The 572-nt window shown below is 50.2% G+C and carries 1 pseudogene; it reads right to left on the reverse strand.

The annotated features are described in order from the left end of the window. Positions 1-511 (reverse strand): annotated as a pseudogene (locus ACYVHJ_RS19360) (IS1595-like element ISBbi1 family transposase); the annotation flags it as partial. Positions 512-572 lie beyond the last annotated feature (61 nt).

Raw genomic sequence — 572 nt, forward strand, 5'->3', positions numbered from 1 at the left:
CCAACGGGGTGCTTTCGGCCATCACCGCAACGTTCTGCTTTCCCTCGGCTCCCCGGCCACGTGTACCCTTGCCTCGCTCGATTTCCTTACTGGCCACCGAAAAGTAACCCTCATCCAGTTCTATCATCCCTTCCAGTGTATACCTTGCATCCCGGTTGCCCATCGCCCTGCGGAGTTTGTGTACCATCGCCCATACCGGTTCGTAACGCTTCAATCCTAATTGCTTCTGGAGTTCGTTGGTGGAGAATCCCTTTTTTGTGCAACTCATCAGGAACATCGTTTTGTACCACACCAGAAACGGCAGCTTGGAGCTCTCCATGATCGTACCGCTGCGCAACGAGGTGCGGAAACGGCAACCTTTGCATTCATAACTCCATTTACCCTGTAACCAATAATGGGAAGTGCCCCCGCATCGCTTGCAGACAACCCCTTCCTTATCACGCTGCTCCTTGAAATGCAAACGACAATCTTCCTCCGAACCGAAATGAGCCGTAAAACTGAATATGTTCATAATCCCTGCTTTTTGAGCGCTAATATACTAAAAATATTAGGTGTGTTTGCGGAGAATCAGA

The sequence above is a fragment of the Cyclobacterium sediminis genome (assembly GCF_054781075.1).